Annotated in this window: 25 protein-coding genes; 4 read left to right on the forward strand and 21 right to left on the reverse strand. The window is 70.6% G+C overall.

The window, feature by feature from the left end:
* The first annotated feature begins 39 nt into the window (after positions 1-39).
* Positions 40-1,416 carry an FAD-binding oxidoreductase gene (locus ACFWWR_RS19760; RefSeq protein ID WP_384304448.1) on the forward strand — a complete coding sequence of 459 codons (1,377 nt, stop codon included), beginning with the start codon at positions 40-42 and terminating at the stop codon, positions 1,414-1,416.
* Positions 1,417-1,554: 138 nt separating this feature from the next.
* Here ACFWWR_RS19760 and ACFWWR_RS19765 read toward each other — a convergent pair whose 3' ends face one another.
* The 4 genes from ACFWWR_RS19765 to ACFWWR_RS19780 all read right to left on the reverse strand — a co-directional run bounded on the left by ACFWWR_RS19765 (position 1,555) and on the right by ACFWWR_RS19780 (position 5,334).
* Positions 1,555-1,956, reverse strand: coding sequence for an SseB family protein (locus ACFWWR_RS19765; protein ID WP_383863553.1), 402 nt, complete (start codon positions 1,954-1,956; stop codon positions 1,555-1,557).
* A gap of 404 nt (positions 1,957-2,360) precedes the next feature.
* A complete protein-coding gene (locus ACFWWR_RS19770; protein WP_383863556.1) occupies positions 2,361-2,861 on the reverse strand; it encodes a LysR substrate-binding domain-containing protein in 501 nt (166 codons plus the stop codon).
* Between the two features lie 110 nt (positions 2,862-2,971).
* A complete protein-coding gene (locus tag ACFWWR_RS19775) occupies positions 2,972-4,648 on the reverse strand; it encodes a cellulase family glycosylhydrolase (RefSeq protein ID WP_383863559.1) in 1,677 nt (558 codons plus the stop codon).
* Between the two features lie 194 nt (positions 4,649-4,842).
* Positions 4,843-5,334: an alpha/beta hydrolase gene (locus ACFWWR_RS19780; RefSeq protein ID WP_383863562.1), complete on the reverse strand. Its 492-nt coding sequence runs from the start codon at positions 5,332-5,334 to the stop codon at positions 4,843-4,845.
* 492 nt (positions 5,335-5,826) lie between these two features.
* On the opposite strand from ACFWWR_RS19780, the gene ACFWWR_RS19785 reads away from it, so the two are divergent.
* Positions 5,827-6,948: an arabinogalactan endo-beta-1,4-galactanase gene (locus ACFWWR_RS19785; RefSeq protein WP_384304451.1), complete on the forward strand. Its 1,122-nt coding sequence runs from the start codon at positions 5,827-5,829 to the stop codon at positions 6,946-6,948.
* Between the two features lie 291 nt (positions 6,949-7,239).
* Positions 7,240-8,796, forward strand: coding sequence for a carbohydrate-binding protein (locus ACFWWR_RS19790; protein WP_383863568.1), 1,557 nt, complete (start codon positions 7,240-7,242; stop codon positions 8,794-8,796).
* A 120-nt stretch (positions 8,797-8,916) separates the two neighbouring features.
* Here ACFWWR_RS19790 and ACFWWR_RS19795 read toward each other — a convergent pair whose 3' ends face one another.
* Positions 8,917-10,029 (reverse strand): sensor histidine kinase, encoded by a 1,113-nt coding sequence (locus ACFWWR_RS19795; protein WP_383863571.1) that lies wholly within the window; start codon positions 10,027-10,029, stop codon positions 8,917-8,919.
* A gap of 2 nt (positions 10,030-10,031) precedes the next feature.
* Entirely contained in the window at positions 10,032-10,805 is a 774-nt protein-coding gene (locus ACFWWR_RS19800) for a response regulator transcription factor (RefSeq protein WP_384304454.1), read from the reverse strand.
* A gap of 180 nt (positions 10,806-10,985) precedes the next feature.
* On the opposite strand from ACFWWR_RS19800, the gene ACFWWR_RS19805 reads away from it, so the two are divergent.
* Positions 10,986-11,369, forward strand: a complete 384-nt coding sequence (locus ACFWWR_RS19805) for a hypothetical protein (protein WP_384304456.1) — start codon at positions 10,986-10,988, stop codon at positions 11,367-11,369.
* 112 nt (positions 11,370-11,481) lie between these two features.
* On the opposite strand, the gene hypE is transcribed toward ACFWWR_RS19805, so the two are convergent.
* From hypE to ACFWWR_RS19880, 15 genes are all read right to left on the reverse strand, one after another.
* Complete coding sequence (gene hypE, locus ACFWWR_RS19810; protein WP_383863581.1) at positions 11,482-12,561, reverse strand: hydrogenase expression/formation protein HypE; 1,080 nt, start codon at positions 12,559-12,561, stop codon at positions 11,482-11,484.
* On the reverse strand, positions 12,554-13,681 hold the full coding sequence (gene hypD, locus ACFWWR_RS19815; protein ID WP_383863584.1) for a hydrogenase formation protein HypD: 1,128 nt from the start codon (positions 13,679-13,681) through the stop codon (positions 12,554-12,556). Before hypD ends, hypE begins: the two co-directional genes overlap by 8 nt.
* Positions 13,678-13,998 carry a HypC/HybG/HupF family hydrogenase formation chaperone gene (locus tag ACFWWR_RS19820; protein WP_383863587.1) on the reverse strand — a complete coding sequence of 107 codons (321 nt, stop codon included), beginning with the start codon at positions 13,996-13,998 and terminating at the stop codon, positions 13,678-13,680. Before ACFWWR_RS19820 ends, hypD begins: the two co-directional genes overlap by 4 nt.
* A gap of 31 nt (positions 13,999-14,029) precedes the next feature.
* Positions 14,030-16,423, reverse strand: coding sequence for a carbamoyltransferase HypF (hypF, locus tag ACFWWR_RS19825; protein WP_384304459.1), 2,394 nt, complete (start codon positions 16,421-16,423; stop codon positions 14,030-14,032).
* Complete coding sequence (gene hypB, locus ACFWWR_RS19830) at positions 16,420-17,208, reverse strand: hydrogenase nickel incorporation protein HypB (RefSeq protein WP_384304462.1); 789 nt, start codon at positions 17,206-17,208, stop codon at positions 16,420-16,422. The genes hypF and hypB overlap by 4 nt, the downstream gene beginning before the upstream one ends.
* A 3-nt stretch (positions 17,209-17,211) precedes the next feature.
* On the reverse strand, positions 17,212-17,607 hold the full coding sequence (gene hypA / locus ACFWWR_RS19835; protein WP_384304465.1) for a hydrogenase maturation nickel metallochaperone HypA: 396 nt from the start codon (positions 17,605-17,607) through the stop codon (positions 17,212-17,214).
* 125 nt (positions 17,608-17,732) lie between these two features.
* Positions 17,733-17,837, reverse strand: a complete 105-nt coding sequence (locus ACFWWR_RS19840) for a DUF6893 family small protein (protein ID WP_374200275.1) — start codon at positions 17,835-17,837, stop codon at positions 17,733-17,735.
* A gap of 11 nt (positions 17,838-17,848) precedes the next feature.
* Complete coding sequence (locus ACFWWR_RS19845; protein WP_383863600.1) at positions 17,849-18,394, reverse strand: hydrogenase maturation protease; 546 nt, start codon at positions 18,392-18,394, stop codon at positions 17,849-17,851.
* Positions 18,391-19,824 (reverse strand): hypothetical protein, encoded by a 1,434-nt coding sequence (locus tag ACFWWR_RS19850; protein ID WP_383863603.1) that lies wholly within the window; start codon positions 19,822-19,824, stop codon positions 18,391-18,393. Before ACFWWR_RS19850 ends, ACFWWR_RS19845 begins: the two co-directional genes overlap by 4 nt.
* On the reverse strand, positions 19,821-20,513 hold the full coding sequence (locus ACFWWR_RS19855; RefSeq protein ID WP_383863606.1) for a DUF6084 family protein: 693 nt from the start codon (positions 20,511-20,513) through the stop codon (positions 19,821-19,823). Before ACFWWR_RS19855 ends, ACFWWR_RS19850 begins: the two co-directional genes overlap by 4 nt.
* Positions 20,510-21,178 (reverse strand): DUF5947 family protein, encoded by a 669-nt coding sequence (locus ACFWWR_RS19860; RefSeq protein WP_383863609.1) that lies wholly within the window; start codon positions 21,176-21,178, stop codon positions 20,510-20,512. Before ACFWWR_RS19860 ends, ACFWWR_RS19855 begins: the two co-directional genes overlap by 4 nt.
* A complete protein-coding gene (locus ACFWWR_RS19865; RefSeq protein ID WP_383863612.1) occupies positions 21,175-21,711 on the reverse strand; it encodes a hypothetical protein in 537 nt (178 codons plus the stop codon). The genes ACFWWR_RS19860 and ACFWWR_RS19865 overlap by 4 nt, the downstream gene beginning before the upstream one ends.
* Positions 21,708-23,492, reverse strand: coding sequence for a nickel-dependent hydrogenase large subunit (locus ACFWWR_RS19870; RefSeq protein WP_383863615.1), 1,785 nt, complete (start codon positions 23,490-23,492; stop codon positions 21,708-21,710). Before ACFWWR_RS19870 ends, ACFWWR_RS19865 begins: the two co-directional genes overlap by 4 nt.
* An 87-nt stretch (positions 23,493-23,579) precedes the next feature.
* On the reverse strand, positions 23,580-24,668 hold the full coding sequence (locus ACFWWR_RS19875) for a hydrogenase expression protein HypE (protein ID WP_383863618.1): 1,089 nt from the start codon (positions 24,666-24,668) through the stop codon (positions 23,580-23,582).
* 138 nt (positions 24,669-24,806) lie between these two features.
* A complete protein-coding gene (locus ACFWWR_RS19880; protein ID WP_383863621.1) occupies positions 24,807-26,498 on the reverse strand; it encodes an enoyl-CoA hydratase-related protein in 1,692 nt (563 codons plus the stop codon).
* Positions 26,499-26,565 lie beyond the last annotated feature (67 nt).

The following is a 26,565-nucleotide window of genomic DNA, read 5'->3' on the forward strand; positions in this document are numbered from 1 at the left end:
CCCATTGACCACCGCACCGGAGACGAAGGTGTTGGACCGATGACCACCGCACCGGAACGAACCGCCTCGGCCCAGCTCCTCGGGCTGCTCGCCCGCGACCTGCCGCCCGACCGGCTGACCACCGACCCCGCCGTCCTCGCCGCGCACGCCACCGACCGCTCCGGCAGCCGTCCCGACGGCGAGGCACTGGCCGTCGTGCAGGCCCGGCGGACGGAGGACGTGACGGTCACCCTCCGGCACGCGCACGCGCTGCGCGTGCCGGTGGTGCCGCGCGGCGCGGGTACCGGTCTTTCGGGCGGGGCCACGGCGAACGAGGGCTCCCTGGTCCTGGACCTGTCCGGAATGAACCGCATCCTCGAACTCAACGCCGCCGACCAGCTCGCCGTCGTCGAACCCGGCGTCGTCACGGCCGATCTGGACCGGGCGGCGGGTGCGCACGGCCTGCGATACGCGCCCGACCCCGCGAGCGCGGCGCTGTCCACCATCGGCGGGAACATCGCGACCAACGCGGGCGGTCTGCGGTGCGCGAAGTACGGGGTCACCCGGGACAGCGTCCTGGGTCTGGAGGCGGTCCTCGCCGACGGGACAGTGGTCAGGACCGGCCGCCGTACGGTCAAAGGCGTCACCGGTTACGACCTGACCGCCCTGCTCACCGGCTCGGAGGGCACCCTCGCGGTGATCACCTCGGCGACGCTGCGACTGCGGCCCGTTCCGGTGGCGACATCCACGCTGGCCGCCTACTTCGCGTCCTTCGAGAAGGCCGCCGAGGCCTCGTACGCGATCACGCGGGCGGGGGTGGAGCCCGCTCTGGCGGAGCTGGTGGACGGGCCCGTGCTGCGGGCCATCGACCCGGCGCTGCGGGAGCGGGGGGCGGCGCTGCTGGTGGTGCAGTGCGACGGCGCGGGCGCGGCGGCCGAGGCCGCGGCGGTGGCCCGGCTGGTCGCTCCGTCGGCCACGACGGTGGAGACGACGGAGGACCCCGCCGAGGCGGAGGCCCTGCTGGCGGCCCGTCGCCTCGCGCTGCCCGCGCTGGAAGGGCTCGGTCGTCCGCTCATCGAGGACATCGCGGTCCCGCGCTCACGGCTGGCCGAGGCGGTGCGCGAGATACGGGCGATCTCCGCACGCCACGACGTGCCCGTGTTCACCCTCGCCCACGCGGCGGACGGCAATCTGCACCCGATCCTCGTCGTGGACCCGTCCCTGGACCGGCTGCCGGAGGCGTCGTGGGAGGCGGCCGGTGAGATCTTCGCCCTGGCGCTGCGGCTGGGCGGGACCCTGACCGGCGAGCACGGGGTGGGCCTGCTGAAGCGGCAGTGGGTCGCCGAGGAGCTCGGGCCCGCGGCCCACGCGCTGCAGCGGCGGGTGAAGGAGGTGTTCGATCCTCGGGGGATCCTCAATCCCGGCAAGTGCCTGTGAGGCACGCTGTTCGCCCCCGGGCGGGCGAAAACCGGGGTGCGGAGGCAAGAGCCTGCCCGCACCCCGGTCGCGCGTACCGGTCCTGGCCCGGCCGATCCCCCTGCCGCTGAGCGGTGGCCGGGCCCGTTCCGCTCGCCCCTACGGCCTCGCCAGCAGGGTGCGGACGCCCTCCGACGTGAGGGTCAGCGGATGCGCGGAGTTCGCGTCGATGGTCAGGGACAGGTCGTCGGCCGGCCACTGTGCGGCGAGTGCGCCCAGCGGGACCAGACGGTAGCGGGAGACGTATGGCAGGAGCTCGGCCATCTCCGGCTCGGAGGTGAAGACGGGCACCACGGGAGCCCCGTCCGGCTGCTCGAGGACCGGCAGCGCCACCACACTGGAATCAGTGGCCTCCTCCTGACCGGCGTCGTCGGGCACCGGCACCAGCACCTCGCTGCTCGCGAGGGTGGCCAGTGCCGCCGTGTCCTCGGTGTTCTCGGCCAGCGCGTCCAGCGCCCGCCGGGCAGGTGTGACGGTGTTGTCGTACGCGGGTGTTTCCATGAGTGATGATTCCCCTGATAGCGGCGGTCGTGCGGCCCGCGTGGGGCAAGATCGCCCCGAGTGCGGTCCTGCTCGCGTACCCGACCGTGGCCGGAGCATTCATATAAATCTCGGCGGATGACGGGGCGGCTCAAGGGTCGGCGTGCCCGGAACGGTAGGGGCGGGCAGGTGTTTGCGCATGTGTACGTGCCCGGCATCAGCAGACCGGCGTCGTCCTGGTTGTCGCCGCCGCCCACGAAGCAGAACTCGGGACCCGGCCCCGCCTGGCGTTGTCCGCCATCGTGCTGCCCCGCACCAGTTCTCGGCCGAGCCAGAACGACCGGTTCCGGCAGGTGGTCACGGCGTGCGGGCGCCGGAGCCGACCGTACCGATGTTGCTCCCGGTGCGGCGGGCGGTGCTCTCGGTCAGCGCGGCCGCCAGGTGTGCGGCGTGCGGATGGGGGTTGGTGCGCGGACGCACGTACGAGGACGGCGGGCGGGGCGCCGGTGACCGGGAGGTACCGGACGTCGGGGTCCGCGTTCCCGGCCGCGACCGAGGCGGGCAGCGCGCCGACGCCGCGGCGGGCGGCGACGGCGTGCAGGTAGCTCGTCGAGGTTGGCTGCCTCCGCGCCGATCTCGGGCCTGGCCCCGGTCGTCCAGTCGTCCGGGGTGAGGGTTCCGCTGACTGTGTTCAGCACCAGGCAACGGCGGCCCAATCCACGCCAGGTGACCGAGTCGCGCAGGGCGAGCCCGGAGCGGCGTGAGATCGCCCCCACCCGTTCCTCGCGCAGCACCTCCACGGCCGTGTACCGCGGGTCGTCGACACGGCCCCACACCAGGCCCGCATCCACGGAGCCGTCGGCGAGGCCCACCGTCCGGTCGTCCCGGCGCACCGGCTCCACCAGTACCTGATGCGCCTGCTCCATCAATCCCGGCCGGCGCCCGGGCGATCAGCAGCACCGTCATGGACGCACTCCGCGCACGTCCATGACGACTGCCACAGGGAGACCGACCAGGCCGGCCCCAACCTCTCGGGTCAAGCCGTGGCGCAGGCCGTCCCGTTGAGCGTGAACGCGGTCGGCGCGGTGTTGGTGGCGCCCTTGTTGGCGATGAAGCCGAGGGTGACCGAGCCGGCGGCCGGGATGGTGGAGGTGTAGGACGCGGGGGCGACACTCACCGTGCCGCCGCTCTGGGTGGGCGTACCGCCCCACATGTTGGCCACGGTCTGGCCGTTGGCGAAGCTGAAGACGAGCGTCCAGGCGTTGATGGCGGTGGTGCCGGTGTTGCGGATGACGATCTCGCCCTGGAAGCCGCCGGACCACTCGTTGGTGGCGCGGTAGGCGACGGAGCAGTTCCCGCTCGGGGCGCTGCCCGTGGTGACGTTCACCGTGGCCGAGCGGGCCGAACGGTTCCCGGCCGCGTCCCGGGCGTAGACGGCGAAGGTGTACGCCGTGGCGGCGGTGAGGCCGGTCACCGTCACCGAGTTGGTGGCGGAGGCGGCGACCTTGGTCTCGGTGCCGCCGCTGACGCGGACCACGTCGTAGCCGACGACGCCGACGTTGTCGGTGGCCGCGGTCCAGGTGAGGGCGGCGGAGGTGGCCGTCACGGAGGAGGCGGTCGGGGTGCCGGGAGTGGTCGGGGCCTGGGTGTCCCCCGGGGTTCCGCCGCCGAAGACGGTGGCTTCCTCGGAGGTCTGGGCGATGCCGTTGGCGCCGTTGAAGATGCGCTGGCCCCAGGAGCTGAGCCGGTCGGGGTCGAAGCCGATCGACAGGTCGAGGATCGGGTCGGTGTTTCCGCTCCAGGACCAGGCCAGATAGCCGAGGTCGAGCTGCTCGGCGGTGGCCATCATGGTGTCCTCGTCCGGGTCGCCCCACTGGTCGGCCGGTCCGCCGAACTCGCCGATGAGGATGGGCAGTCCGGCGTCGACGAAGGCGTTCAGGTAGTCGGTGATCTCCTGGGCGGTGTCGTAGACGCTGTACATGTGGATCGAGAAGATCAGGTTCCCGGTGACGTCGGCGTCGTAGACGGACTTGGCGTTGGCGCGCATGACACCCTGCCAGTCCTGGCCCCAGTTGGGCGCGTCCACCATGATCGTGTGCTCGAACCCGGCGGTGCGCAGCTTCTTCACGGCGGCGATCGTGGGGTCGGTCCAGCCGGCGGGGTCGGTGTTGCCCCAGGGCTCGTTGCCGATGTTGATGATGACGTAGTTCTCTTCGCCGGCGAGCACGTCCTTGAGGCCGATCCAGTAGTCGGCGGCGTGGTCGAGCGTTCCGGCCGCGGCCTCCTCGCCGTAGCCGGTGGTGTCGTGCACCTCCAGTACGCAGATCAGCCGGTTCGCCTTGCACTGGTCGACGATGTTCGCCACGTCGGCAGGGCTGTTCTCGGTCCAGCGGTGGCCGTCGGAGAGGACGACGCGGACGCTGTTGGCACCCAGCGCCTTGATGTCGGCCAGCGACTGCGTCTCGCCCGGGTACCAGGTGTGGGCGTGGTTGACGCCGCGCATGACGAAGTCGTTGCCGTTGCCCTCCAGCAGGCGGCCGTCACTGATGTGAAGGCCGGTGGCCTGGACTCGGGCCTGCGCCTGTGCCTGCACTTGGGCTTGGGCAACGACGGGACAGAGGACGCCGAGCACCACGAGGCCGAGCAGGGTGGCGAGGCCGGTCAGCAGACGGCCCAACGGGTCCTTTCGTGACGTGCTTCTTCTCGTTCTCATTGCGACTCCAGGGTTGAGCGCCGAGAAACTCAGGCATCAGAAGTGTCATGGGAGCGCTCCCATGAAGCCACCTATGCCAAGTACACGTCAAGACATGGCGCACGCATCGTCACTTGGCGAACGAAGGGGCGCGGCCCGACCGGGACCGCGCCCCCTCACTCACGACCGCGTCGGATCAGGCCGCGTCACGCGGCTCACCGGCGCGCCCCCGTCCCCAGCAACTCGGGCAGCGGGTTGACGAGATCTCCGCTCGGCGACTGGCGCTGGACGGAGGGTCCGGTCGGCCGGACCGCGGGGCAGTGGGTGCCCCTGCGGGGCGTCTTGAGGGTCAGCAGGTAGGTGTCGATGGCGTCGCGCGCGCACGGGCTCAGCCAGTAGTCGCCGTGCCCGACACCGTCGTACGTGAGGAAGACCGCCTCGCGGCCGATCTGACGGGCCGCGCTGGAGCCCCAGGAGTGCGGGGTGGCCACGTCGTAACGGCTGCTGGTCACCAGGATCGGCGGAGTGCCGTCGACACGGAGCCGGTGGGGCGGGTTGGTCACCTCGGTCGGCCAGTTCTGGCAGCCGGTCAGGTCCGTCCAGGCGAGGGAGCTGAGCCGGGTGACCGGGGCGAGGCGGGCCAGTTCGCGTTCGAAGCGGGCGAGCGTGCCGTACGACGGTACGTCGAAGTCGTAGCCCTGACACATCACCGGGAGTCACAGGGTTGCCAGGCTATTGGCCCGGGTGACGGCGTCTTGGCCGGGGTGCTGCGGCGGCGGTTCGGGCGAGCAACTGGCCGAACAGCGCGGTGACCAGGGCTCCTACGGCCAGTCTTCGGCGGCCTGTGGAGCGTGAGGTCGGTGGGGGGTTGGACGGCACAAATATTTCTCCATGAATCAGGAGTTCACAGACGGATCACAGCATGGCCCGAACCTCCTTGCAGAACAAGGAAACTGATGACCAATCAGGTGAAGGGGCCGATGACGGCCGAGGACACCTCGTCTATCGAGTGATCCACTGCTGTGCACGTACCCAATCATCCAGCGCAAAGGCCAGGCCTCCGACCTGTATGAAATCCCCGCGACACACATATTTACAGCCCTTGTTACCTCCCCTACTGTGAACGTTCACGGAAACCGCTACATGCGCATGCCAAGCGCTCAGCTCGGCTTCGCACGTCTCGATCAAAGGAGTTCGGGATGACCGTGAACGGTCCAGGTCGCACAGTGAAGGCCGCCTTGTTCATGGCAGCCGTCGCCCTGCCCGCGTCCCTGCTCACCACCCCCACGACCGCCTCCGCCGCGGGCACGCTCACCATGCTCGGCGCCGACGTCTCGACCGCGCAACGCGCCCTCGATCTCGGCGCCAAGTACTACGACGCGAGCGGCACCGCCAAGGACCCGCTCGACGTCCTCAAGGGCGCCGGCGTCAACTACGTCCGCCTGCGGGTCTGGAACAACCCGGCCAGCGGCTACAACAACAAGGCCAAGGTGCTGGCGTACGCGAAGCAGGTCAAGGCCAAGGGCCTCAAGCTGCTGGTGGACTTCCACTACTCCGACACCTGGGCCGACCCCGGCAAGCAGTACAAGCCGGCGGCCTGGTCCAGCCACAACATCAGCCAGCTGCAGACGGACGTCTACAACTACACGTACGACGTCTGCAACAGCCTCAAGTCCCAGGGCACCACCCCGGACAGCGTGCAGATCGGCAACGAGATCAACGTCGGCATGCTGTGGAACGAGGGCAAGGTGGTGAACAACGACTTCACCAACCTCAGCCTGCTCCTCAAGTCGGGCTACAACGCCACCAAGTCATGCAACAGCGGCACCAAGGTGATCATCCACACCGCCAACTCGGACAGCGACGCGCATGCCCGCTGGTTCTACGACGGCATCACAGCCAAGGGCGTCAACTGGGACATCACCGGGCTGTCCTACTACTGCCCGTGGCACGGCACGCTGGCCAACATGGGCAGCGTCGTGTCCGACATGAAGTCCCGTTACGGCAAGGACGTGGTCATCGCCGAGACGGCGTACCCCTTCACCTCGGCGAACGCGGACAGCACCAGCAACTCGATCACCTCCGGCTGCTCGGGCTATCCCCTCACCTGGCAGGGGCAGGCCGACAACTTCACCGCCGTACAGAACACGGCCCGCAACGCCGGCGCGATCGGCGTCTTCTACTGGGAACCGACCTGGTACGCGGTCAAGGGCAACGGCTGGGATCCGGCCGACATCAACAACAGCGGCAACGGCTGGGACAACATGGCCATCTTCAACTGGACCGGCCAGGTGAACCCCAACGTCAAGTGGACGCCGTAGTCCCCGTAAGCCAGTAGTAGCGAAGGGCACCGTCTGCGGACGGTGCCTTTTCGTTTGCCCACGACTGACCACACTGAAGTTCATCAATGTGAACAACGATCATGTACACGACCGTTGACGCGTTCACAGCGCCCCCCTTAACGTCCGGGGAAAGCGCTTTCTCCCAGCTGGGTGCAAGGTTCGGCGTACTGCCCCATTCATGATGCCGAACAAGCCGCCTCACGGCACCCGGTTGGCCCCGTTCACCGAGCCGCCCCTGGTCGGACGAGACAACCAACCTGGAGACGAACGATGCAACTGAGACCTGTCATCGCGTCCATCAGCCTGCTGACCGGCACACTGGTCGCGGTTTCCGGCACCACGGCGCAGGCTGCTCCCACCCGCTACGAGGCCGAGAGTTCCCCGGCGGTCTGCACCGGCACCATCGACTCCGACTGGGCCGGCTACTCGGGCAGCGGATTCTGCAACGCCAACAACGCGGTCGGCGCGTATGCCCAGTTCACCGTGACCGCACCCGCATCGGGCACGGCGACACTGAGCGTCCGCTTCGCCAACGGAACCACCACCGCACGGCCCGCGAACGTCATCGTGAACGGCTCCACGGCCACGACGGCGTCGTTCGAGTCCACCGGCACCTGGGGCGGGTGGACGACCAAGACCCTGACGGTGCCGGTGAACTCGGGCAGCAACACGATCCGGCTCAGCCCCACCGCCGCCGTCGGCCTGCCCAACATCGACTACCTCGATGCCGAGGTGGGCGGTACCACCACGCCGCCGTCGGCTTCCGCGCTGTACGTGGCACCCAGCGGCACCGACGGCGCCGCGGGAACGCAGGCGGCCCCGACGACTCTCACCTCGGCGATCAGCCGGATCACCCCCGGCGGAACGATCTACATGCGCGGCGGCACCTACCGCTACTCGCAGACGGTCACCATCCCGGCGGGCAACAACGGCACCGCGAGCGACCGTACGGAACTGTCCGCCTACCCGGGTGAGACCCCGGTACTGAACTTCTCCGCCCAGGCCGAGGACCCGGCGAACCGCGGGCTCGCCGTGAACGGCTCGTACTGGCACGTCAAGGGCCTCGTCGTCGAACGTGCCGGTGACAACGGGATCTTCGTCGGAGGCAGCAACAACATCTTCGAGCGCACGGTGACGCGCTTCAACCGGGACACCGGCCTGCAGCTCTCACGGATGCTCTCCAGCACGCCCAGCAGCCAGTGGCCTTCCAACAACCTCATCCTGAGCGCGGAGTCGCACGACAACGCCGACTCCGACGGCGAGGACGCCGACGGCTTCGCCGCGAAGCTCACCTCCGGACCCGGCAACGTGTTCCGCTACGCCGTGGCCCACAACAACATCGACGACGGCTGGGACCTCTACACCAAGCCCGACACCGGACCCATCGGCGCGGTGACCATCGAGGACTCCCTCGCCTACGACAACGGCACCCTCACCGACGGCTCCCAGGCCGGCAACGGTGACCGCAACGGCTACAAGCTCGGCGGCGACGACATCGCGGTGAACCACATCGTCCGGCGCAGCATCGCCTACCACAACGGCAAGCACGGGTTCACCTACAACAGCAACCCCGGCTCGATGACGGTGTCGGACAACATCAGCATCGACAACGTCCAGCGCAACTTCAACTTCGACGCCGGCACCTCGGTGTTCCGCAACAACACCTCGTGCCGCAGCGGCAGCGGCACCAACGACCGGATCATCGGCAACTCCGACAGCTCCAACCAGTTCTGGTCCGGCTCGAACGGATCCCGGTGCTCCTCCTACTCCGGCGCGCTGCACTGGTCCTTCGCCTCGGACGGCCGCCTCGTCGTGACCTTCGGCTAGTTGGAGGGTGTCATTCCGACGACTGCCCGGTGCCGACCCGTACGGAAAGGGCCGGCACCGGGCAGTCGGTGGTCGGTCGGTGTCCCGTGCGGGACTTCCTGGCCGAGCGAGCCTCTCTGGTCAGGCCTCGGCCGCGGGGAGTGTCACTTCGAAGCGACAGCCGCCGGGGACGTTGCGCACGGCGGCCCGGCCGCGGTGGGCCTCCACGATGCCCCGGACGATGGCGAGGCCCAGTCCGGCGCCGGCGGGTGGGGTACGGGCATGCGTACCGCGCCAGCCGGTGTCGAAGACCCGCGGCAGGTCCTCCTCCGGGATGCCGCCGCAGCCGTCGGTGACGGACAGGACCACCCCGTCCAGGGATCGCTCGGCAGCGACCGCGACCGTACCGTCGGAGGGGGTCCGGCGAATCGCGTTGACCAGCAGATTGCCCAGCACTCGGCTCATCTCCTTGCCGTCCACCTCGATCGGTACCGGCTCGATGCGGTCGCCGACCAGCAGCACCCCGTACTCGCGGGCGAGGGCGTCCGCTCCCGCGAGGGCGTCGCCGACGAGGTCGTACACCGAGATGCGGGAAGGGGAGAGGGCGAGCGCCCCGGCATGGATGCGGGAGAGCTCGAAGAGGTCACCCACCATGCCGTTGAGGCGTTCGACCTCCGTGCGCATCTGGCGGAGGTAGCGCTGGGGGTCGGCGGCGACGCCGTCCTCCAGGGCCTCGGACATGGCGCGCAGCCCGGCGAGGGGCGTGCGCAGGTCGTGCGAGATCCAGGCGACGAGTTCGCGTCTCGATGTCTCCAGGGCGCGCTCGCGATCGCGGGACTCGGCCAGCTTGGCACTGGTGGCGGCCAACTCCCTGCTGAGCGCGGCGAGTTCGGCGGTCGCCGGTTCGGTGGGGGCCGCGAAATGACCGCCGTCACCGAAGGAACGGGCGGCGGCCGTGAGCGCCCGGCTGCGGGCGGCGACCCAGCGGCCGAGCAGCAGCGCGGTGGCCAGGGAGACGACCGCCGCCATCGCGACGACCGTCGTGACGACGCTCAGGTCGTGCGAGGACAGGAACATCGCCTGCGCCACGGCCAGCGTGCCCGCGAGCATGGCCGTCACGGCCACGGCGGAGACCACGGCGAGGGACGCGGTCAGCGAGCGGCGCCGGATCAGCCACAGCGCGCCCGCCCCGAGCAGCCCGGCCGCGACGGCGCCGAGGAAGGCGAAGAGGGCGATGAGGAGGGTGTCGCGCATGGTCAGACCGCCTCCTCTCGGGGCGTGGCGTCGAAGCGGTGGCCCACTCCCCACACCGTCTGGATCAACCGGGACCGGGCCGGGTCGCCCTCCCCCTTGCCCCGCAGCCGGCGCACATGGACGGTGACGGCGGACAGGTCGCCGAAGTCCCGGGCCCACACCTCACGCATCAGCCTTTCGCGGCTGTGGGCGCGCCCGTGGTTGCGCAGCGGGAAGGCGCGGAGGTCGCAGTCGTGCGGGGTGAGGCCGAGTGCGGTGCCGTTCTTGGTGGCGCGGCGGGCGGCCGGGTCGACGGTGAGGCCGGCCGCGTGCACGGGGTGAGCCGCGACGGCGGGCCGGTTCCGGCGCAGCACCGACTCGATCCGCAGCACCGGTTCACGGGGACCGAAGGGCTTCGTGACGTAGTCGTCGGCGCCCACTTCCGGGCCCAGGATCCGGTCGCCCTCGTCGCAGCGGGCGATGAGCCTGATGACCGGCCCGCGGGCGATGAGCCTGATGACCGGTCCGCGGCCGCGGGCCCGTATCCGGCGGCACACCTCCAGGTCCAGGCCGTCCGTGCCGGGCGGCCTCACCACCTGGTCCGGCCGGTGCGCGGCGGCCCGGGCGAGGGCGGACGGCCCGTCCTCGGCCCGGTCCAGCTCGCATCCGGCGCGGTCGAGACAGCCGGAGACGACCTCGGCGACGGTGGGGTCGTCATCCACCACGAGAACGCGGCCCGTGCCCGCGTGCCCACGCGGAGCGAGTCCGGGGCCAGGGGATTCGTACGACTGCTGCATGCCCCCCACCCTCCCACCGGCCTCGCTTCCGTACGGAGGGCCGGCCCCGATGTCCTTGTTTCGTAAGAACACTCGGACCGGCATCGGGCACGACATGCCGCAAATATGACAAAGGGGGATAATTGCCCTACCGCGGCGACGCGTGACCGGCGTCCCCCCACTGAACAGGCAGGTCGGCCCATGCCGAAGAAAACACCTTCGTCCGAGCCCTCACACGGAAAGGGCCCGAGCCGTCATCAGGGCACCGGGCAGCACGGCTGGTCGCCTGATGTGGATGAGACCCGGCAGCAGGACAACCCGAGCGCTCGCCGCTCCTTCGACGCCGAGCAGGCCGGTGACAAGGGGCGGGGCCGGACGAAGTCCAAAGAGGAGAAGAAGTCCGTTCCCGGTGACACGGTCGAAAGTGACAGTGCGCGGGGCGAGGAGTACGCCGGCGAGAACGAAAAGGGCATGCGGGACACCGGACGCAAGGGCCGCTCCCAGCGCCCCAGCGGCACGAAGGACGCTTCCGCGTTCACCGGCGTGGACCCGCAGGACCCGCCGTCCAAGCGCCGACCGCGTTAGGGGCTGTCCCCGAGCGCCGACCGGGCCGAGGGCCTGTCCCCGTGGATCAGGCCCTCGGCCCTCGTATCAGCAGATCCGCGAGTCTCGTATCACCAGATCCGCGAGTCTCGTCTCAGCAGATCCGCGGCAGCTGCTCCCCGATCGGCAGATCGACCACCCGCGTTCCTCCCAGCCCGGTCCGGGCCACCACCATGCCGGGATGCGTCTCGACGGCCTCGCCGATGATCACGGAGTGCGCACCCAGCGGATGGGCCCGCATCGCTTCGAGGACAGCGTCGGCGTGCTCGCGCGGGACGAAGGCCACCAGCTTGCCCTCGTTGGCGACGTACATGGGGTCCAGGCCCAGAATGGCGCAGGCATTGGCCACGACAGGCGGCACCGGGACGTCGCGCTCCCTGATGACCACCCCCGTGCCGGAGGCCGCCGCGATCTCGTTGAGCGCGGCGGCCAGGCCGCCTCGGGTGGGATCGCGCAGCACACGCAGGTCCGGGGTGACGGCGAGCATGGCGTCGACCAGACCGCCGAGCGCCGCACAGTCACTCTCGATCTCCACCCCGAATTCCAGGCCCTCACGGACGCTCATGATCGCCACGCCGTGCACGCCGATGGCACCGCTGACGATCACGACATCGCCGGGGACGACCCGCTGAGGACGCAGGTCGACGCCCGTCGGGATGAGGCCGATGCCGGCTGTGTTGATGAAGATCCCGTCACCGTGTCCGGCCTCGACCACCTTGGTGTCGCCGGTCGCCACCTCGACGCCGGCGGTGCGGGCCGCCGCGCCGAGCGCCTCGGCCACCCGGGAGACGACCTCGAGTTCGACGCCCTCTTCCAGGATGAATCCGCAGGAGAGGTAGGCAGCGCGGGCACCGCTCATGGCGAGGTCGTTGACGGTGCCGTTGACGGCGAGGTCGCCGATGCTGCCGCCGGGGAAGAACAGCGGCCGTACCACGAAGGAGTCGGTGGAGAACGCGAGCCGGGCGCCGCCCAGCGAGAGAGCGGCGGCATCACCCATCTGGGCGAGGGCCTCTCCCCCGTAGGCGGGCGCGAAGATCTGCTGGACCAGTTCGGCGGAGAGTGCCCCGCCGCCGCCGTGGCCCATGACGACACGGGGGCGGTCGCGCAGCGGGGCCGGGCACGTCCAGGCGGCGGGGTCAACCGCCGTGGCCGTGAGGTCGGTGGTGTCAGACAACGGGGCTCGCCTCCCGGTCCGTGGTGGTGGTCAGGTCCAGGCGCCGGTAGAGGTAATACGCGGCGCAGGCGCCCTCGCTGGAGACCATGGTGGCGCCCAGGGGGGTGCGGGGCGTGCAGAGGGTTCCGAAGGCCTCGCACTCGTGCGGCTTGAGCAGTCCCTGCAGGACCTCGCCGCTGCGGCACTCGGCCGGTTCGCGGGTCTGGATGCCGTCGACCGAGAAGCGGTACTCGGCGTCGTGGTCGCGGTATTTCTCCGCCAGCCGCCAGCCGCTGTCGGGGATCACGCCGATGCCCCGCCAGGCCCGGTCGGTGACCTCGAAGACGTCCTCCAGCATGGCGCGGGCGGCCGGGTTGCCCTCCGGACGGACGGCGCGGGCGTAGGCGTTGTCGACGGTGTGCTCGCCGCGTTCCAGCTGGCGGACGGTCCGGCGTACGCCTTCGAGGATGTCCAGCGGCTCGAATCCGGTCACGACGATCGGCACCCGGAAGCGTTCGGCCAGTTCCGGGTACTCCCCCACGCCCATCACGCTGCACACGTGCCCGGCAGCCAGGAAGGCCTGCACCCGGCACTTCGGCGCCGACATGATCGCCTCGATGGCGGGCGGCACGCGGACGTGGGACACCAGCAGGCTGAAGTTCGGGATGCCCAGGCGGCGCGCCTGATGGACCGTCATGGCGTTGGGGGGAGCCGTCGTCTCGAAGCCGATGCCGAAGAACACCACTTCGCGGTCCGGGTTCTGCTGCGCGATCCGCAGGGCGTCCAGCGGCGAGTAGACGACGCGTACGTCGCCGCCCTCACTGCGCACCTGGAACAGGTCCCGGCCGGTACCCGGCACACGGAGCATGTCGCCGAAGGAGCAGAAGATCACGTCAGGGCGGGAGGCGATCTCCAGGGCCTTGTCGATGACTTCCAGCGGGGTCACGCAGACGGGGCAGCCCGGACCGTGGATCAGTTCGACCTCATCCGGCAGGAGCTGGTCGATGCCGTGGCGGATGATGCTGTGCGTCTGTCCTCCGCAGACCTCCATCAGTGCCCAGGGCCGGGTGACCGTGGCGTGGATGTCGTCGAGGAGCCGGCGGGCCAGTTCGGGGTCCTGGAACTCGTCGATGTACTTCACTTCCGCACCTCCTCGACGGTGTCCTCGCCCGTGTGCCCGGCGGCCGGTCCCGCTTCCGCGGCCAGTTCCCAGGGGTCACCGAACTCCTCCTGCAGCATGCCGAGTTCGGCGAAGAGTTCGAGCGTCTGCTTCGCCGACTCCTCGTCCAGGCGTTGCAGGGCGAATCCGACATGGACGATGGCGTACTCGCCGACCTGGAGGTCGGGCAGGTACTCCAGGCACACCTCCTTGACCACGCCGCCGAAGTCGACGGTGGCCATGCGGGTGCCGTCCCGTTCCTCGATGTCGAGCACTTGGCCGGGTACCGCCAGGCACATGGGCCTCTCCTTGCTGTGGGTGGGGCGTGGGTCAGTGGGCGGCAGTGGCACGGGCGGCCACGATGAGCTGGCCGAGCGCCAGTCCGCCGTCGCCCGGCGGGACCAGGTGGTGCCGCAGGACCGTGAAGCCGTCCTCGCGCAGGGCGTCGGCGCAGGCCGAGGAGAGCAGGGTGTTGGCGAACACGCCTCCGGTCAGGGCGACGGTGTCCAGCCCGTGGTGCTCTCGCGCCCGTACGCAGATCCGGTGCACCAGGCCGGTCACGGCCCGGTGGAAGCGGGCCGCGACCACGGCCGGCTCCAGACCCGCCCGCAGATCAGTGACGATCGCCGCGAGGACGGGTGCCGGGTCGGCTCGCACAGCGCCGTCCCCGTCCGGCTCCGAGGGGCGGAGGGCGAACGCGTAGGTGGTGGTGTCCTCGGCGGGCGCGTTCAGCGCGGCGCCTTCCAGCTCGACGGCTGCCTGGGCCTCGTATCCGGCGCGGTGGCACACACCGGCGAGGGAGGACACGGCGTCGAAGAGCCGGCCCATGCTGGACGTGGGGACACAGTTCAGGTTGCGCTGCAACTGCCGGTCCAGCACGTTGAGTTCGTCGCGCGGGCAGACGGAGACACAGGCGAGGTCGTCCGCCCAGTCGATCCCTGCCGCGCGCAGGTGGGCCAGAGCCATCCGGTACGGCCTGCGTACCGCCGCGTCCCCACCGGGGAGCGGGACGTAGGCGAGATGCCCGAACCGGGTGAAGCCGTCGTAGTCCGCGAGCAGGATCTCCCCGCCCCATACGGCGCCGTCGTCGCCGTGGCCCGTGCCGTCGAAGGCGACGCCGATCACCGGCCGGGTGCCGTCCAGGCCGTGTTCGGCCATCGCCGCGGCGACGTGGGCGTGATGGTGCTGGACGCGCACGACGGGCCGGCCGTGGGCGTTCCTCTCCGCCCACCGGGCGGAGCGGTAGCCGGGATGCCGGTCGGCGACCAGGGCCTCGGGACGCACGCCCGTGATGGACTCCAGTTGCGCCACGGCACGCTCGAAGGTTCGCTGCGTGTCCAGGTCGTCCATGTCACCGATGTGCGCGGACAGCCAGGCGCGACGCCCCTCCCCGAGACAGAACGCGTTCTTGAGGTCGCCGCCGACCGCGAGGCCCAGCGGGACGGGCAGCGGGAGGGTGACCGGCATCGGGGCATAGCCGCGAGCCCGCCGCACCAGCAGCGGCCTCCCGTCGCTGACGCGGACCACGGAGTCGTCACACGGCACATGGATCGGCCGGTCGTGTGTGAGCCAGGCGTCGGCAAGGGGCGCCAGCCGCTCCAGCGCCTCCTCGTCGTCGGTCACGATCGGTGAACCGGCCACATTGCCGCTGGTCATGACCAGCAGTCGGGGGCCCTCGACGTCGCCGGGCAGGCCGAGGAGCAGATGATGCAGGGGCGTGTACGGCAGCATCACGCCGAGGTCGGGGCTGCCGGGCGCGACCGCCTCAGCCGGCCGCACGGCCCCTGTCTCGTACGAAGGGTCCGTACGGCGGCGCAGCAGCACGATCGGCCTGGTGCCGCCCTCCAGCATGACCCGCTCTTCGGGGCTCACCCGGACGAGGTGCTCGACGTCGTCCACGCTCCTGGCCATGAGGGCGAACGGCTTGTTCCCCCGGCTCTTGCGGCGCCGCAGCAGGCTGACGGCGTCGGCGTCACAGGCGTCGCAGGCCAGGTGGTAGCCGCCCAGGCCCTTCACGGCGAGGACCGCGCCCCGGGCGAGAAGCGCGCGGGCCTCGGCCACCGGGTCCGCCCCGCCGACGTGTTCCGGCCGTCCGCCGAGCGGCTGTTGGGGCACGAGCAGACGCAGCCGCGGACCGCAGGCGGGGCAGGCGACCGGCTGCGCGTGGAATCGGCGGTCTCCGGGATCGGCGTATTCACGGGCGCAGTCGGAGCACATCGGGAAGCCGGCCATGGTGGTGTTCGCCCGGTCGTAGGGAACACCGGTGACGATCGTGAAGCGTGGTCCGCAGTGGGTGCAGTTGACGAAGGGATGGCGGTATCGCCGGTCGGCGGGATCGGCCAGTTCACCGAGGCAGTCGGCGCAGGTGGCCGTGTCCGGGGAGACCAGGGTGCGGGCCGGTCCGTCGGTACGGGAGGCGAGGATGGTGAACGCGTCGCCGCCCGTGACGGGTAGTTCCTTGTGGTGGACGGACTCAACGTGGGCCAGCGGGGGCGCCTGTACGGCGATCCGGTCGCAGAACCGGGCCACGGCCGAGGCGGTTCCCTCGACTTCGGCGACGACGCCCTCCGGGGTGTTGGTCACGTGTCCGGCCAGGGCGAGCTCGGTGGCGAGGCTGTACACGTACGGCCGGAAGCCCACGCCCTGCACCACTCCTCGAACGACCACCCGACGGCGCAGCGGCGGGTCGCCCGCGACGACGGTCGAGGGCTGCGGACCGCTCACGAGCGGCTCTGGGCCATGGAGCCGGAGCCGTCCGGGACGGCGTGCCCACGGCCGTCGTGGTGGTGAGGTGCGGGGTCCCCGGCTCCGAAGACGTCGGGCCTGCGGGCCATGACAGGGGTGTGGAGAGGCGCCCCGTCCGCCGCCGCCAGCGCCCTGTCGAGCAGCGCGCCGATCGCCTTGCCCCGGCGTGCCGAGGTCAGGAGCACCTCGACGCCCGGGTTGACCTGTTCCACGTTCGCGCGGAACGCGTTCTCGTCGAACGCGACGGCCTCGGCGATGTCGGTCTTGGTGACCACGACCAGGTGGGCGAGGCCGAAGGCGGTGGGGTACTTCAGCGGCTTGTCCTCGCCCTCGGTCACGGAGGCGAGGACGACTCTCAGCGTCTCACCCAGGTCGTAGGAGGCCGGGCAGACCAGGTTGCCGACGTTCTCCACGAACAGCAGCCGGGTGTCGTCGGGCAGCCAGCCCTCGAGGTGGCCGCCGAGCATCCCCGCCTCCAGGTGGCAGAGCCCGTCGGTGAGGACCTGCTTGACCGGCACACCCGAACGCGCCAGGCGTGTCGCGTCGTTCTCGGTGGCGAGGTCGGCGGTCAGCGCGGCGACCGGAACGGACCGCTCGCGGGCCAGCAGCAGTTCGCGTTCCAGCAGCGCGGTCTTCCCGCTGCCCGGGCTGGACAGCAGGTTGACGACGGCAGTGCCGCGAGCTGCCAGGTGGGCGCGCAGGGTGTGCGCGGTCGCGTCGTTCTTGGCGAGTACGGCCTGCTGCAGGTCGACCACACGGCACATGGTTCAGCGCTCCTCGGAGATCGGTTCGCGGGTCTGCGCGTGCGTCCGGCCGTCCTCCCAGTGCACGCTGGCGATCTGGAGTTCCCGGCCCGAGAGCAGGTCGGTGCTGACCCCGCCACACTCGGGACAGCTCAGCCGGGGCGGCATGCCGACAGCCCACTCGTGCCCACAGGGCGTGCAGCGGGCCCGGCCCGGCACCGCTTCGGTGACGAGCTCGGCGCCTTCCAGCACGGTTCCGGCGCAGGCCAGTTCGAAGCAGAAGGAAAGGGAGTCGGGCACGACACCGGCCAGTTCACCGACCAGAAGCCGCACCGATCGCACCGCCGTGACGTCACCGGCCTGGGCAGCGGCCTTCTCCACCTGGTCGATCACGGCGAGCGCGACGGACATCTCGTGCATGGGTCTGTGTCCTCCCAGCCGTCATTAGAGGCGAGGGGCCCGGGTTCGACGGCCCGGCACGCCGTCGCCGCCGGCCGGGTACGCCGTTCGACGCAACGTCGTGGAGCGCTCGTCGTGGACCGGGGTCACATGCGTCGGATCCGCAGGTAGCGCCTGATGTCGGGAAGTACCTGTGCGACAAGTGCGGCCGCGGCGGCCAGGGCCGCCCCACCGACGATGGTCTTCTTCATCCCGTCTCTCCTCACTTCGATGACTCAGTGGTCATGGCACGTGCCACGGACGGCTCGCCGTCCCGCAGCATCTCGTCGATCAGCCGTACGGCCTCGGGTACGGCCTCGGACACCGGCGGACTGAGACCGATGCCCTCCTCCACCGTGGCCGGTTCGCATCCGACGATCAGGGTGCGTCGCGGCGGTTCGCCGCCGGTCCCGGCGCAGAGCGTGCCCAGCAGTGCCAGGACGGTGTCGGGGGTCATCCGGTGGCCGTCGATCGCGGGGGCGTCCTGGGGGTCGCCCGCGCGCGGGCCGTCGTACTCGATCACATACAGCGTGCCGGGTGCTTCGCCGCGTGCTGTGGCGTCCACGAGGACGAGGGTGTCGTAGCCGTCCAGGAGCTGGTATGCGAGGTGGACCCCGCGCACGCCGATGTCCACGACCTCGACGTGGGCGGGCAGTTGCCGCTCGGCGAGGCTGCGCGCGGTCTCCACGCCGAATCCGTCGTCCCCGAGGAAGATGTTGCCGATGCCGGCGACGAGGGTCTTCGGACCCGCCTGTGAGGGAAGGTTCACGCGTCGTCCTCCAGCGGTGTGACCTCGTCGGGCTGGAAGTACAGGAACCGGCCCTGCTCCCGGCGGATGTCGGCGCCCGGATCGCCCTCGACCGTCACGGCCAGGTGTACCCCGCCGTCCACGTCGTGCAGCACCGCCTCGACCCTCGCGCTGCGCCCTTGCAGGAACAGGTCCTGTGCGTCGGTGCGCCGCAGGCCCGGTCGCAGCAGCACGCGACTGCCCGCGCCCAGGGACCTGCCGTCCACGACGACTCGGTCCTGTGCCGGGTCGAAGCCGGCGTCGCTCGCCGGGTCCCACCACGGGGTGTCCGGGCGCGGCACTCCGTTCTCGTCCGGGAACCCGTCCGCGGCGGCAGGGGCCGCGTCGGAGCCGGTCACCTCCCGCAGGCTCCGTACCGCGCCGTGCAGGCGCTCCAGAACCTCGGGCGGCATCGAGTCCGCGAGGTCGATCACGGCTGCCGCCCGTTCGTCGGTGCCCCGGGCCTCGCGCTTCTCCTCGTCGGTGAGGGCCGCGGTCCGCAGCGCGAGGATCTCGTCGATCTCGGTGGCGTCGTAGAGCGCGCCGGGGCTTTCCGGTGCGATGGCCGGGTGGTCCTCCAGGATGATCGGCGAGGACAGCACGAGGTCGGCGCGGCCGGGTTCACCGGCGAGTACGGGCCAGGTGTGCAGGTTGCGGCAGCCGGCGGTCGCTCCCTTGGCCCACTCGGGCGGATCGGTCATCGACAGGAACGATCCGGCGCTGAGGGCCATGAGGAGGTGCGCGGCGACCAGGGAGTGCGGCAGCGCCGCGTCCCGGTCGGCGCTTCGGCCCTCAGGGGGTGTCCAGGGGGTGGTGTTCTCGACGATGGCCGTCAAACGCAACGCCCGGTAGGGCCCGTCGAGTTCGCGGGCGGACAGGCGCACCGCGCCGCTGATCTCCTCGCATCGCCGGACCAGTCGGCCGACGGTCCGGCCGGCCGCGTCCACAACCGGCTCGGTGTCCTCGCGGGCGGGTCGCTCGAAGGGAAACGTGACGCCGTCGCCCAGCAGCTCGTCCACCGTCGCGACCACCTCGACGCGCTCCTCGGCTCCCTCGTCCCAGGGCACCAACACGCGGTCTTCCAGGTTCAGTTCGGGAACGGTGTCGTAGCCGCCGTCCGGGCGGACCCGCTGCACGGTCCGCCGCCGGGCGTGCAGGAAGCGCAGCTCGACCGACAGGGTCGCGCCCGCCTTCGGTTCCATCAGGCACTCGGTGTGCTGGAAGTCGTGCTCCTCGCACTCGGCGCCCCAGGCGGGCGGCACGAGCACCCCGAACTGCCAGCGCAGCCGGTTCTTGGCCGCCGAGGCCCGGTACGGGTAGAGCACGTAGCCCTCGAAGAGAACGGCGTCGGCCACCTGCCGGGCGAGGGCGAACCGCTCCTCGGTCTCGGGGGCGAACGCGGTCACGGTCACGGATCCGTCCTTCCGGTGGTGCCGGTGAGTGCGAGAAACGGGTCCGTTCCGGGCGGGTCCGCGGCGCCGCTCTCGTCGAGCAGGGCCCGCACGGTCGCCTCCCAGGAGGGCAGCGCGTGCCGGGAGCGGTAGGCGAGCAGGGCGTCCATGGTGTCCCGGGGCAGCCGGATCCAGCCGCAGCCGGGGAAGTGCTGCTCGACCATCTCCCGCCATACGGCGACCGGCATCCGGAAGGCCGCCTCGCGGTCCCACGGGACCGGCTCGACCTGGAAACCGCCCGCGCCGGTGAACGCCGTGCCCGAGAAGAGCATCAGCAGCGGAACCTCGCCGCCGGTGAGCGCGGCCAGGTAACGGCTGGCGGCGACGTCCATGTCGTAGGTGCAGGGCACGACGAGGTCGGTTTCGATCTCTCCGGTGAAGCCGGGGACCATCACCGAGACCTGGGCGAACTGCACCGGCTTGAGGGTGTTGCCCCATCGCGAGCGCTCGCCGAAGAGATCGGCGAGTCCGTCGGCCTCGGCGGATTCGTAGCCGCGACGGGCGGGTTCGATACGGATCTGGCAGCGCAGCGCGAGCGCGTGCACGCGGGCGTTGTCGGCCGCGGTGACGCGCAGCCGGAAGACGAGGGTCGGTCCGGCGGCGTACCGGTCGGCGCGGACACCGGTACAGGCGAACGAGAACTGGGTCACGACGGTCCCACCTCGCCCACCGGCCGGGCGCGTCGCGCGACGTCCGCGAAGAACGCGTCCAGGGCGGCGCGTGCTTCGGCCCCGCCGTCGAAGCCCTGCCACAACAGGCGCATGCGGCCGACCAGTTCGTAGCAGATGTCGATCGGTACGAGGTAGCAGTCGCAGCGGCCGTCGGTGCGGCGCAGCAGCAGCGCCTCCACGTCGGGTTCGAGCAGCTCCGCGAGCGGGCTGCCGCCGAGGACCTCCGTCCACGTGGACGGTTCGAGCTCGCTCTCGGTGGCCCCGGCCGGGCTCGGGTAGAGAGCGACCAGCCGGTCCAGCGCCGCGTTGCGGAAGAAGAAGGCGACGCCGACCGGGATCTGCAACGACTCCCACGCGCGGTCGTCGAGACGGTGGCCGGGGTCGGTGAGGTAGCGGGCCGGGACCGCGCGGAATCGGCCCGCCGCGGCGCCCGGCTGTTCCATGAGCAGGGCGCAGGAGACACAGGCACAGGCGAGGGCGCGTTTCTCGATGTCGACCAGGTGGCGGTGGTTCTCCTCGGGCACCGCCACCGCACACAGCTCGCACCGCTCCGGCTGCGGCGGACGCTCGGTCAGGAACCTGCGCAGGCCCGATTTCCGCGGGCCTGGACCGGGTGGCCTGACGGGCGCCGGGGACGCGCTCATCGGGTCGTCGCCCGCACCGGCCCGGTGCCGATCTGGAGCAGGGCGGGCTCCGCGGGTGCGTCCTGTACGTCGACGGCCTTGACCTCCGGCGCGAAGCAGGCGAGCGCGTCCTCCGCGGCCCGCCGGGCGCCTTCGCCGGTGCCACAGCCGCAGCCGCCGCTCGCCCGCGTCCGCAGCCTCAACGTGCCGCTCCCCTCGTCGAAGTCCACCACTTCCAGGGCGTGGTCCGGAACGCTGTCGACGGCCCGGGCGATACGGGTGTCACGGTCCTCGGGATGCAGGTCGTGCAGGACGAGGAGGCTCGCGACGAGTTCGTCGTCGAGCAGCTTCGCGAGAGGCTCGCCGGAAGCGGGCAGCAACTGGAGGATGCGGGCGAGGCCGGAGCCGTAGAAGTCCATGAGGGACCGCACGAGTTCCTCCGCGGCCGCGGTGGCCGTCGGATCACCGGCACCCGACAGACGGTCCAGGACCTCCTCGACACGGCGGCCGGTCTGCTCCGCGTTCACGGGGCGCGTCCCCGTCACCGCGCTCATCCACCCAGTCCGCTCAGGCCGGTCGGCACGTGCATCTTCTGCACGGTCTTGCCGCCGCCGACGTACATGTGGACACCACAGGGCAGACAGGGGTCGAAGCTGCGGACCGCGCGCATGATGTCGATGCCCTTGAAGTTCTCCGGGGAGTTCTCCTCGAAGATCGGCGTGTTCTGCACCGCGTCCTCGTAAGGACCGGGCGTGCCGAAGGTGTCCCTGGTGCTGGCGTTCCAGGGGGTGGGCGGGTACGGGTGGTAGTTGGCGATCTTGCCGTCGCGGATCACCATGTGGTGCGAGAGGACACCGCGCACCGCCTCGGTGAATCCGACGCCGATGCCCTCGTCCGGAACCTCGAACTTCTCCCAGGTCTGGGTGCGTCCGGCCCTGACCTCCTCCAGCCCCTTCTCCGCGAAGTGCAGGGCGACGGCGGCGGTGTAGGCCTGGAAGTAGGTGCGCGCGCGGTTGCGTTCCAGCGCGTTGCTCCACTTCGGGATCTTCCACTCGAAGCTGGTCTCGGGCCTGGTCATCGTGCGGGGCAGGTTGATGACCACGCTGTGGCCGGTGGCCTTCACGTACCCGGTGTCGACGAGCCCGGACAGGGCGGTGGACCACAGTCGGGCGATGGGGCCGCCGCCGGTGTCCAGGGCGAGGTGGTCCTTGCCGTCGAACCAGCGGGGCGACATGACCCAGCTGTACTTGCCGTCGAAGTCGCGTTTCTGCGGGGCGGGGATGGTGTGCTGGTTCCACGGGTGGCGCGGGTCGACCGGGTTCCCGAGGGGGTCGTGGGTGACGAACTGCTCCTGCCCCTGCCAGTCCTCGTAGTAGGAGCTGCCCAGCAGGATGCGGATGCCCAGGTTGATCTCGGTGAGGTCGTTGGTGACGAGTTTGCCGTCCACGATGATGCCGGGCGTGACGAACATGCGCCGGCCCCAGTCGGTCATGTTCGCGTAGGTGAAGTCGCAGTACTCGGGGTCGTTGAGCGCTCCCCAGCAGCCGAGCAGGACGCGGCGCCGGCCGACCTCCTCGTACCCGGGCAGGGCCTCGTAGAAGAAGTCGAACAGGTCGTCGTGCAGGGGCACGACCCGCTTCATGAACTCCACGTACCGCATCAGGCGGCTGAGGTAGTCCGTGAAGAGCTGCACGGATGCGATGGTTCCGACGCCGCCCGGATAGAGCGTGGAGGGGTGCACATGGCGGCCCTCCATGAGGCAGAACATCTCCCGGGTGTAGCGGCTCACCTGGAGGGCTTCGCGGTAGAACTCGCCCTCGAGCGGGTTCAGCGACCGCATGATGTCGGCGATCGTGCGGTAGCCGTGCTCTCCGGCGTGCGGCGCCTCGGTGCGCTCGGCCAGTTCGAGGACACCGGGGTTGGTCTCCTTGACCATCTTTTCGCAGTAGTCGACGCCTACCAGGTTCTCCTGGAAGATGTTGTGGTCGAACATGTACTCCGCGGACTCGCCGAGATTGATGATCCACTCACCGAGGTGCGGGGGTTTCACGCCGTACGCCATGTTCTGCGCGTACACCGAGCAGGTGGCGTGGTTGTCCCCGCAGATCCCGCAGATGCGGCTGGTGATGAAGTGGGCGTCGCGGGGGTCCTTGCCGCGCATGAAGACGCTGTAGCCGCGGAAGACCGACGAGGTGCTGTAGCACTCCGCGACCCGCTTCTGCTTGAAGTCGATCTTGGTGTGGATGCCCAGGCTGCCCACGATCCGTGTGATCGGGTCCCAGGCCATCTCCACCAGGCCACTGCCGTCGCCGGCCGCCTTCGTCGTCGCTGCCATCGTTGGTGCCGTGCCCTTCGTTGCGCGGGAGGTGTGTGTGTGGGGGGGGTGAACGAGTCGCGGGGGTGGATCACTTGCGGCGGGGCATTACCACGGCGGCCGGTAACCGGTGGTGATCTTGTCGCCGGTCTGCCGCCACTTGGGCTCCTTGTCCACGGTCTTGGCCGTGATGGACCTCAGCTTGCGAACCACCGCGCCGTAGGCGCCGCTGGCATTGCTCGACACCTTCGCGCCGGGGGGCTCGTCCATGAACGGCATGAACTTGTCGGGGAACCCGGGCATGGTGCAGGCGATGCAGATGCCGCCGACGTTGGGGCAGCCACCGATCCCGTTCATCCAGCCGCGCTTGGGCACGTTGCACTTGACGACGGGGCCCCAGCAGCCGAGCTTGACGAGGCACTTGGGAGAGTCGTACGTCAGGGCGAACTGGCCCTGCTCGTAGTAGCCCGCGCGGTCACAGCCCTCGTGCACGGTGGCCCCGAAGAGCCAGGTCGGACGCAGCTTGTCGTCCAACGGGATCATCGGGGCGGCGCCGGCTGCCTGGTAGAGCAGGTACGTGAGCGTCTCGGAGAAGTTGTCCGGCTGGATCGGGCAGCCGGGCACGCACACGATGGGGATGCCGGCGTGGGACTTCCAGTCCCAGCCGAGGTAGTCCGGCACGCCCATCGCGCCGGTCGGGTTGCCCGCCATGGCGTGGATGCCGCCGTAGGTGGCGCAGGTGCCGATGGCGACGACGGCCAGGGCCTTCGGCGCGAGCCGGTCGATCCACTCGCTGGTCGTGATCGGCTGGCCGGTCTCCGGGTTGTCCCCGAAGCCGCACCAGTAGCCCTCCGGCTTGATCGCCTCGTTGGGGATGGAGCCCTCGACGACCAGCACGAACGGGTCGATCTCGCCACGCTCGCCCTTGAAGAACCACTCGATGAACGTGTCCGAGCCGCCGACCGGGCCGCACTCGAAGTCGATGAGCGGCCAATGGACGGCGATCTTCGGCAGGCCCGGCAGTACGCCGAGCACGATCTCTTCGATGCTGGGCTGCATGGCCGCCGTCAACGCGACCGAGTCGCCGTCACAGCTCAGCCCCGCGTTGATCCAGAGAATGTGGATCGTGGGTGTCTCGTCGGCGGGCGCGCCTCCGGCGTCCGCAGCGCCGACCGTGTCCGGCGTCGCCTCAGTCATGGGACCGCCTCCTGGGGAGGTATGGGATGAAGGCCGATATTTCGGCCGCCATGCTTCTTCGTATCAGCGGCTCGGCTGTGATGAGACCTGATCGAGGGCCATTCCGGTGACGTGGGAGTCCGAAGCGGCGAGACCCGTTTACGCGACCGAGGCCTGGTTCAGGTGCGGCGGAGTGCACTGTGGCCGCTCCTTGCGGACGAACGCGCGACGCAGAGCGTGGAACGGAGCGTCCGGGTCGTCGAACGTACGGCGCATCCGGGCCAGCTCCCGCTCCCGGAAGACCGCCAACGCAGTCACGCTCTCCTGCCGGTCCAGCTCGGTCTTCTTCGCGGTGATCCGTGACGCCGTGGCCGGCAGTGAGGCCAGGCGAGCGGCCAGGACGCCGACCCGCGCGGCGAACTCCTGCGGGCCGCAGTCGACCACCCGGTCGACGAGTCCGAGGCTCAGGGCCCTCGCCGAGCTCACCGGCAGCGCCTCGCGCATGAGCCGCTCGGCGGTCGCGGCACCCACCCTGCGTGGCAGGGTGTACGTCCAGTACTCGGAGCCGTAAAGGCCCATCAGACGGTAGTGCGGGTTCAGTACGGCCCCCGCACGGCACCACACCTCGTCCGCCGCGAGAGCGAGCATCACTCCGCCCGCAGCGGCGTTGCCGCCGACCCCCGCGACCACCAGCCGGTCCGTCGTCGTCAGGACCGCCTCGACCAGATCGTCGATGGCGTTGATGTTCGCCCAGGACTCGGTACCGGGGTCGTCCGCCGCCTCGATGACGTTGAGGTGGATCCCGTTGGAGAAGAAGTCGCGTTCGCCGCCCAGCACCAGCACCGAGGTGGGGCGCGCGCACGCTTCCCGGTAGGCGTCCAGCAGGCGTCGGCACTGCGCGGTACTCATGGCGCCGCCGGGAAAGGAGAACGAGAGGAAGCCCACGCTCCCGTCCTCCCGGTAACGGATGTCCGCCCAGGTGCGGTGCCCCGCGTCGGGCAACACGGGCAGGGCGTGCTCACGCAGCGGCGGCAGCCGGTCGCCCAGGGCCTGGACGGCGGGCAGTTTGAAGGTGGGCGGCTGCCCGGGCGTCCGCCGGGGCCTCAACTCGGGGATCCACACGGCGCCGTCCTTGGTGGCCCGGCAGATCCCCCCGGCCCGGGTGGCCAGGAGTTCGCCCGGCCGGCCGCGCAACGCGTTCTCGGGGTGACCTCCGTGGAGGTACCACTCACCCCCCAGGAGCACATCCAGCACACCGGGCTGCGAGTCCGCCGCCCGCAGCTTGCGGACCACCGTCCGCGTGGAGTCCTCGGCCCAGTCGATCCGCCGGACGCTCTGGTCGAGGTAGGGACGGACGCGCGGGTGGGCTTCCTCCTGTTTGAGCGGAACGTAGCGTCCGCCCGCGAAGCGCTCGACGGCGAGCAGGACGGCCGCGAGGGCGGCGTCGGCGACCTCTCCCCGATACAGGTCGCTCTTGGCCACCGGAGGCACCTGGCACGGTACGCAGGCCCAGACATCGCCGGCGTCCAACTCCCCGTCGGCCTGCAGCACGGTGACGCCCCAGTCACCGGCGCCCTCGTGGATCGCCCAGTCCAGGGAGGACGGCCCGCGGTCGCCCAGGGGCCCCGGATGGACGATGAGGCACGTGTGCGCTGCCCACACCTCTTCGGGAATCGCCGTCTTCAGCATCGGCGCCACGATGAGCTCGGGGGCGTGCCGATGTACGGCATCCGGCAACGGGCCGCCCTGCAGGGCGAGCTCCACCGCCACACTGTGACCGCGGTCGCGCAGTTCGGCGTGGACACGCTGGGTGAGGCTGTTGAACGCGCTGGCTACGAGCAGGATGTGCACAGCTGCCTCCGGGCGGACGAACGGCAGGCAGGGATGACCTGCCGGCTTCGATCCTCAAGTACGTCAG

This window comes from Streptomyces sp. NPDC058678, assembly GCF_042714835.1.
GTDB lineage: Bacteria > Actinomycetota > Actinomycetes > Streptomycetales > Streptomycetaceae > Streptomyces.